Raw genomic sequence first — 6,575 nt, forward strand, 5'->3', positions numbered from 1 at the left:
GCGCGCGGATACTGATGACCGTCGATGCAGTAGGTGGGGTCTGGCGCTACGCGATGGACCTAGCGGCCGGCCTTCGGCGCGAAGGAACGGAAATTGTCTTCGCAGGCCTTGGGCCTGCGCCGTCAGAAATACAGATCAAAGAGGCGAAGGCGCTGGGAAAGTTGGTGTGGCTTGATGCTCCTCTCGACTGGATGGTCGCGAGCAGGGCTGAAATAGCCGGCGTTCCAAACGAAATCGCTGGGATCGCCAAAGGCAACGCGGTCGACCTGCTACACCTCAACCTGCCGTCACAGGCAGCCGGGATCGATACGCCGTTGCCCGTCGTCGTCGTTTCCCATTCCTGTGTCGTCACATGGTTTGCCGCCGTGCGCGGAACGCCGGTATCACCCGACTGGGCCTGGCAGCGTGATATGAACCGGGAAGGCTTCGACCGCGCGGACGCCGTGCTCTCGCCGAGCGAAAGCCACGCGAATGCACTGCAAGCCGCTTATGGTTCGATCTCCAAACTCAAGGTGGTTTACAACGCCAGTCGGGTCGAGGCAGAACCGTATCCAAAGAAGAGCTTCGTCTTCGCAGCCGGACGCTGGTGGGATGAGGGTAAAAACGGCGCAGTTCTCGACGAAGCAGCTTCAGTGATGTCCCAGCCCGTCGTCATCGCGGGTTCCTGCCTAGGCCCCAATGGCCAGAGACTGCAATTCGCCAACGCCAACGACCGTGGCCCGCTGTCACATTCCAAGGCGGTTGCCTTGATGCAATCCGCGCAAATCGTCGTATCGCCATCCGTTTACGAGCCCTTCGGCTTGACTGCTCTGGAAGCAGCGCGATGCGGGGCCGCATTGGTGCTGTCGGATATTCCTACCTATCGCGAGCTATGGGACGGATGCGCGCTGTTCTTTGATCCTTACGATCCGATGTCCCTGGCATCCGCTTGCGCGCGCCTCGGTGGCGACGCGGCACTACGCAAAGAGCTGGTGGCAAGGTCGCTCGCGCGGGCGCACACATTCAATCTGGAACGGCAGGCGGCATCGGTGCTCAAGACATACGCGCATCTGATGGACCACACGTTCAATCTGGCAAGCGCGGAGCAATCATGAGATTTCTGTTCTACACTCATTCGCTGGTTTCCGATTGGAACCATGGCAATGCGCATTTTCTGCGAGGCGTGATGCGGGAGCTGACCCGCCGGCATCACGAGGCACTGGCGCTAGAACCTGAAGACTCCTGGAGTCGCTGCAATCTTTTGCGTGATCAAGGAGCGCAGGCCGTTGAAAAATTCCGCACCGCGTTCCCGCAACTGCAGTCGCAAATCTACGGAGAGCAATTCGATCATGAAACCGCGATCGCCAATGCCGATGTCGTTATCGTTCACGAGTGGACCGAACCGGCGCTGGTGGAGCGGATCGGTCGCGCGCGGCGCAACGGCGCCGGCTTTACGCTGTTGTTCCACGACACGCATCACCGAGCGGTCTCGGCAAAAGGCGACATCGCTGGACTGACACTGGAGGATTACGATGGTGTGCTGGCCTTCGGCGAAACGCTGCGGCAGCGCTACCTGCAGGCTGGCTGGGGCAGGTCGGTCTTCACCTGGCACGAGGCTGCTGACGAGGCGCTGTTTTGCCCGATGCCGGAGGTCGCCAAGACAGGTGATCTTATCTGGATCGGCAATTGGGGCGACGACGAGCGCTCCTCTGAGATTGCGGAATTCCTCGTCCGCCCCGCTTGTGATCTCGCGCTCAAAACGACGGTGCGCGGCGTACGCTACCCTCGGCAGGCGCTCGACGCCCTGCAGGACGCGGGGATCGCCTATGGCGGCTGGATCGCCAATGCCGAGGTGCCGCTCGCTTTCGCTGGCCGCAGGGTCACGATGCATATTCCACGACGGCCCTACGTCGAAAATCTTCCCGGCATTCCGACGATCCGCGTTTTCGAGGCTCTTGCCTGCGGCATTCCGCTGATCTGCGCTCCTTGGGACGATGCCGAAGCACTTTTCAGACCGGGCAGAGACTATCTCGTCGCCGAAAACGGCCAGGAGATGACGCGGCTGCTGCGCGATGTGCTCGCCGACAATGCCCTTTCGGCTGCCCTTATCGCGTCTGGTCTCGAAACAATCCGGGGGCGACATACCTGCCGGCATCGTGTCGATGAACTATTCGCCATTCTGGGACAATGCGGCACAGCACGCGTCGTCAGCCAGCTACCTGCAAAGGAGGCCGCCGAATGAAGATCGCGTTTTATGGATCAAGCTTGGTTTCCGCTTACTGGAATGGAGCCGCAACCTACTATCGCGGCCTGCTTCGCGCATTAGCTCAGAAGGGCTACGACATCACCTTTTACGAGCCCGACGTCTATGACCGGCAAAAGAATCGCGACATCGATCCACCTGAATGGTGCAAGGTGGTGGTTTACCCAGGCACGGCCGAAGCATTGAAGGCGGCGACGGCGGCGGCAGTCGATGCCGACATCGTCGTCAAAGCAAGCGGTGTGGGTTTCGAGGACGATCTCCTTCTGCAGGAGATTCTTCGCCATGCCAGGCAAGGCGCCTTGAAGATCTTTTGGGACGTGGATGCGCCTGCAACGCTTTCCGAGCTGCGGCAGAGCCCCGAGCACCCGCTTCGCAGATCGTTGGCAAAGATCGATCTTGTCCTGACCTATGGCGGCGGCGATCCGGTAATCGACGCCTATCGCAGCCTTGGGGCGGCGGATTGCATACCGATCTATAACGCGTTCGATCCCGAAACCCATCACCCGGTGGAAAAAGAGGCCCGCTTCGCCGCGGAGCTCGCTTTTCTCGGCAACCGTCTGCCCGATCGGGAAGCACGGGTCGAGCAGTTCTTTCTGGAGCCGGCGGCCCACTTGCCACAGCAAAGATTTCTGCTAGGCGGTTCAGGCTGGAGCGACAAGCCGCTGTCTTCGAACGTCACCCATCTCGGCCATGTCTCGACCTGCGACCACAATGCCTTCAACGTAACCCCAAAGGCAGTACTCAATATTTCACGGTCCAGCATGGCGGAAAACGGTTTTTCGCCGGCAACCCGGATTTTCGAGGCTGCCGGCGCCGGTGCTTGCCTAATTACCGACCATTGGGATGGCATCGATCTCTTTCTCAAGCCTGGTGACGAAATACTGGTGGCACGCGACGGCAAGGATGTCGCCCAACTTTTAGCCGGCCTGACAAGGCAGCGGGCCAAGGAGATAGGACAGCGGGCGCTGAGACGTGTGCTCGAGGAGCATACTTACGCGCATCGTGCCACGACAGCCGATGCCATCTTCCGCGCAGGCGCCGCACGAATGGAGGCGGCCGAATGACCGGATCGCTCAATATTGTCATCCTCGGCCTGTCGCTGTCGTCGTCCTGGGGCAACGGCCACGCAACCACATACCGCGCGCTCATCCGCGGATTGGACGCAGAGGGACATAGAGTGTCCTTCCTGGAGAGGGACGTGCCCTGGTACGCTTCGAATCGCGACCTGCCCAAGCCGGACTTCTGCCGGCTCATCTACTACAGCGACATTGGCGAGGTGATCGAAAATCATGCAGGCCTGATCAGAGCAGCAGACGCCGTAATCGTGGGATCGTATGTCCCTACCGGGGTCACGGTTATCGACGCGGTCGCAGCCCTCCAGCCACGCCGACTATGCTTTTACGACATCGACACGCCAGTCACGCTCGCAAAGCTCGACCGCAACGATGAGGAATATCTGGCTCGCCGGCAACTTCCGGTCTTCGATACCTATTTCTCGTTTTCGGGCGGAGAGGTTTTGACCAAACTTGAACGCTGCTACGGCGCTCGCAGGGCGCTGGCGCTCTATTGCTCCGTTGATGCGAGCCGGTACCGGGCAACAGGCGAAGCTTTCGACTGGGACCTGGGCTATCTCGGCACCTATAGCCCCGACAGACAGCCGACGCTCGAGCGGCTGCTGATTGAGCCGGCCAGGCGGCTACCGCATCTCAACTTTGCAGTTGCCGGCCCGCAATACCCCGAACACATCGCCTGGCCATCAAACGTCGAGCGGATCGAGCATCTGCCTCCTGCCGATCATGCCAGTTTCTACAGTCGGCAGCGGTTTACGCTGAACGTTACCCGAAGCGACATGATCGCAGCCGGCTGGTCGCCGAGCGTGCGGCTATTCGAGGCGGCAGCCTGTGGCACACCGATTATCAGCGACGCTTGGCGCGGGCTCGAAGAGCTTTTTTGCGAGAATAGATCGATCATCATCGCTCGCCGATCGGAAGATGTGGTCGCGGCCTTGACGACGATGAACCCGACCGACAGGCGTGCTTTGGCATCGGCCGCCCAGGCAACGGTCATGCAACGCCACACTGGCGAGGTGCGAGCTCGAGAGCTTGTTCTCGCTCTGCGGGAATTGCCGGAAGCGGTAAACGACATCCGATCCACCCCCCAACCCATTTCAGTCTAGGAGAGGCGTAATGCTGCAAAGGACACGAAACGGAAGAGCGAACACTGTGCTTGTTGCCGGCGGAGCCGGTTTCGTCGGTTCGCATTTATGCGACGCGCTGCTGGCACGCGGTGACCGGGTGATTTGCGTCGACAGCTATATCACCGGGTCGGAAGACAATATTCGGCCGCTGATGAACCATCCGAAATTCCGTTTGATTGAGAAGGATATTTGCCATCTGAAGAGCCTCGACGAGCCTGTAAACCAGATCTACAACCTCGCCTGCGCAGCCTCTCCTCCGCAATATCAGGCGGACCCGGTGCATACGCTGATGACCTGCGTTGCGGGCACAGGCAATTTGCTTTCGCTGGCCGAACACTATCGAGCCTCTTTCCTGCAGGCGTCGACGAGCGAAGTCTACGGCGATCCGATGGAGCATCCACAAAGCGAGGACTATCGGGGCAATGTTAATTGTACCGGTCCGCGCGCCTGCTATGACGAGGGCAAACGGGCAGCAGAGGCACTCTGCTTCGACATGCTTCGGGCCGGCCGGGCGGATGCACGCGTAGCCCGCATATTCAACACCTATGGACCGCGCATGCAGCCGAGTGACGGGCGGATCATTTCCAATCTTCTCGTCCAGACTCTCTCCGGCGCGCCACTTACGATTTACGGAAGCGGTAACCAGACGCGCTCCTTCTGCTTCGTCAGCGATCTCGTCGCTGGCCTGATGGCTTTGATGGATGTTGACCCCAATCCCGGCGTTCCGGTCAATCTCGGCAATCCCGGCGAATTCACGATCAACCAGCTCGTCGACATGGTTATGACGATTGTGCCCTCGGCATCGACGGTCGTCCACAAGCCCCTACCACAAGACGATCCTCAGCGCAGACGGCCGGATATTTCGCGGGCAAAGGAACTTCTTGGCTGGCAGCCGACAGTTTCCCTTGCCGAAGGTCTTCGCCTGACAGCCGATTGGTTCACCGCATCGATGCGCCCTGATGGACGTTTCGATAACGCGCAGGTCGCACGGCGCACCAGCTTGCCGCGGCCTTCAAAAGCCGGACGCGCTTCACTCGGCGCCTGAGGCCCGAAGGCCGTATCGGTGATGAAGGAGAACAGATGATGGATGTTGCACGCCCGATGAAGCAGGAGGATCTGCAGCGGCGGATTGAGGAACTTGGTCCATGGTTTCAGAATCTGAACATCAAGGGCCACATGACCGCGCCCGATCATTTCCTCGGAGATTACCCGACCTTCAAATGGAAAGGTTTTCAGCACGTGCTTCCCTCCGATCTTGGAGGCCTCAGCGTGCTCGACATCGGCTGCAATGCAGGCTTCTACGCGCTTGAAATGAAAAGGCGCAACGCCGCCCGCGTGGTCGGCATCGATTCCGATCCGCACTATCTGGCGCAGGCGCGTTTTGCGGCGGAACAGGCGGACATGGAAATCGAGTTCAGGCAGATGTCAGTCTATGATGTCGGACGACTGGGGGAAAAATTCGACCTGGTGATCTTCATGGGTGTGCTCTACCACCTGCGTCATCCGCTCTTGGCGCTGGATCTCCTCTATGAACACGCTGTCGGCGACATGATGCTGTTTCAGAGCCTCCAGCGCGGTGACGAGCGAATTCCCGATCTTAAGGAAGACTACGACTTTTCCGAATGGAGCATCTTTGATCAGCCGGAATATCCGAAACTTTTCTTCATAGAGGAACGCTACGCGTCCGATCCCACCAACTGGTTCGTCCCCAACCAAGCGGCCGTCGAGGCGATGCTGCGCAGCGCCGGCTTCCGGATCGACGACCATCCAGAACGCGAGGTCTATCTATGCCGTCGGGGCCAACGCCATTATGCAGTCGAGCCGCCACCATCATTATAGACGACGATATTTCAATCTCTTTGTGGCATTGAAGCCATACCCGGTGGCCGGTAGCCGATCAATGTTGAGCGCAGCAGGCCAGTTTTTGCGGCAACGAACGCTGTGCTATCGACCGCGAGAGAAGATGAAGTTTTCACGCCGGCGATAATGGATTTTGGTGGGAAGGGAAAGTTTGGTTGCGGGGGCAGGATTTGAACCTGCGGCCTTCAGGTTATGAGCCTGACGAGCTACCGGGCTGCTCCACCCCGCGTTATCCGATTTTTGCCGAAGGCAAGATATCGTATTTCTGCCGGAGCA

The 6,575-nt window shown here is 59.4% G+C and carries 6 protein-coding genes and 1 tRNA gene; 6 read left to right on the forward strand and 1 reads right to left on the reverse strand.

Going from position 1 to position 6,575, the window contains the following annotated elements; translation table 11 throughout:
• The first annotated feature begins 14 nt into the window (after positions 1-14).
• The 6 genes from JNB85_RS28705 to JNB85_RS28730 are packed head-to-tail and all read left to right on the forward strand — an operon-like array spanning position 15 to position 6,278.
• Positions 15-1,094, forward strand: a complete 1,080-nt coding sequence (locus tag JNB85_RS28705; protein ID WP_220337798.1) for a glycosyltransferase family 4 protein — start codon at positions 15-17, stop codon at positions 1,092-1,094.
• Positions 1,091-2,221, forward strand: coding sequence for a CgeB family protein (locus JNB85_RS28710; protein ID WP_220337799.1), 1,131 nt, complete (start codon positions 1,091-1,093; stop codon positions 2,219-2,221). Before JNB85_RS28705 ends, JNB85_RS28710 begins: the two co-directional genes overlap by 4 nt.
• Positions 2,218-3,306, forward strand: coding sequence for a CgeB family protein (locus JNB85_RS28715; RefSeq protein ID WP_220337800.1), 1,089 nt, complete (start codon positions 2,218-2,220; stop codon positions 3,304-3,306). Before JNB85_RS28710 ends, JNB85_RS28715 begins: the two co-directional genes overlap by 4 nt.
• A complete protein-coding gene (locus JNB85_RS28720; RefSeq protein WP_220337801.1) occupies positions 3,303-4,418 on the forward strand; it encodes a CgeB family protein in 1,116 nt (371 codons plus the stop codon). Before JNB85_RS28715 ends, JNB85_RS28720 begins: the two co-directional genes overlap by 4 nt.
• Before the next feature lie 10 nt (positions 4,419-4,428).
• The gene (locus JNB85_RS28725) at positions 4,429-5,484 is read left to right on the forward strand and encodes a UDP-glucuronic acid decarboxylase family protein (protein WP_220337802.1); all 1,056 of its coding nucleotides are present in this window, start codon (positions 4,429-4,431) and stop codon (positions 5,482-5,484) included.
• 38 nt (positions 5,485-5,522) lie between these two features.
• The gene (locus JNB85_RS28730; protein WP_220337812.1) at positions 5,523-6,278 is read left to right on the forward strand and encodes a TIGR04290 family methyltransferase; all 756 of its coding nucleotides are present in this window, start codon (positions 5,523-5,525) and stop codon (positions 6,276-6,278) included.
• Positions 6,279-6,451: 173 nt separating this feature from the next.
• Here the strand turns inward: JNB85_RS28730 and JNB85_RS28735 are convergent.
• Positions 6,452-6,528 (reverse strand) — tRNA-Met (locus JNB85_RS28735).
• Positions 6,529-6,575: the final 47 nt, after the last annotated feature.

Source organism: Rhizobium mesosinicum (assembly GCF_019511345.1).
Classification (GTDB): domain Bacteria; phylum Pseudomonadota; class Alphaproteobacteria; order Rhizobiales; family Rhizobiaceae; genus Rhizobium; species Rhizobium mesosinicum.

Bases quoted from the DNA above. Each gene is read 5' to 3' on its own strand.
- JNB85_RS28705 (WP_220337798.1), top strand. From the start codon at position 15: ATGACCGTCGATGCAGTAGGTGGGGTCTGGCGCTACGCGATGGACCTA.
- JNB85_RS28710 (WP_220337799.1), top strand. From the start codon at position 1,091: ATGAGATTTCTGTTCTACACTCATTCGCTGGTTTCCGATTGGAACCAT.
- JNB85_RS28715 (WP_220337800.1), top strand. From the start codon at position 2,218: ATGAAGATCGCGTTTTATGGATCAAGCTTGGTTTCCGCTTACTGGAAT.
- JNB85_RS28720 (WP_220337801.1), top strand. From the start codon at position 3,303: ATGACCGGATCGCTCAATATTGTCATCCTCGGCCTGTCGCTGTCGTCG.
- JNB85_RS28725 (WP_220337802.1), top strand. From the start codon at position 4,429: ATGCTGCAAAGGACACGAAACGGAAGAGCGAACACTGTGCTTGTTGCC.
- JNB85_RS28730 (WP_220337812.1), top strand. From the start codon at position 5,523: ATGGATGTTGCACGCCCGATGAAGCAGGAGGATCTGCAGCGGCGGATT.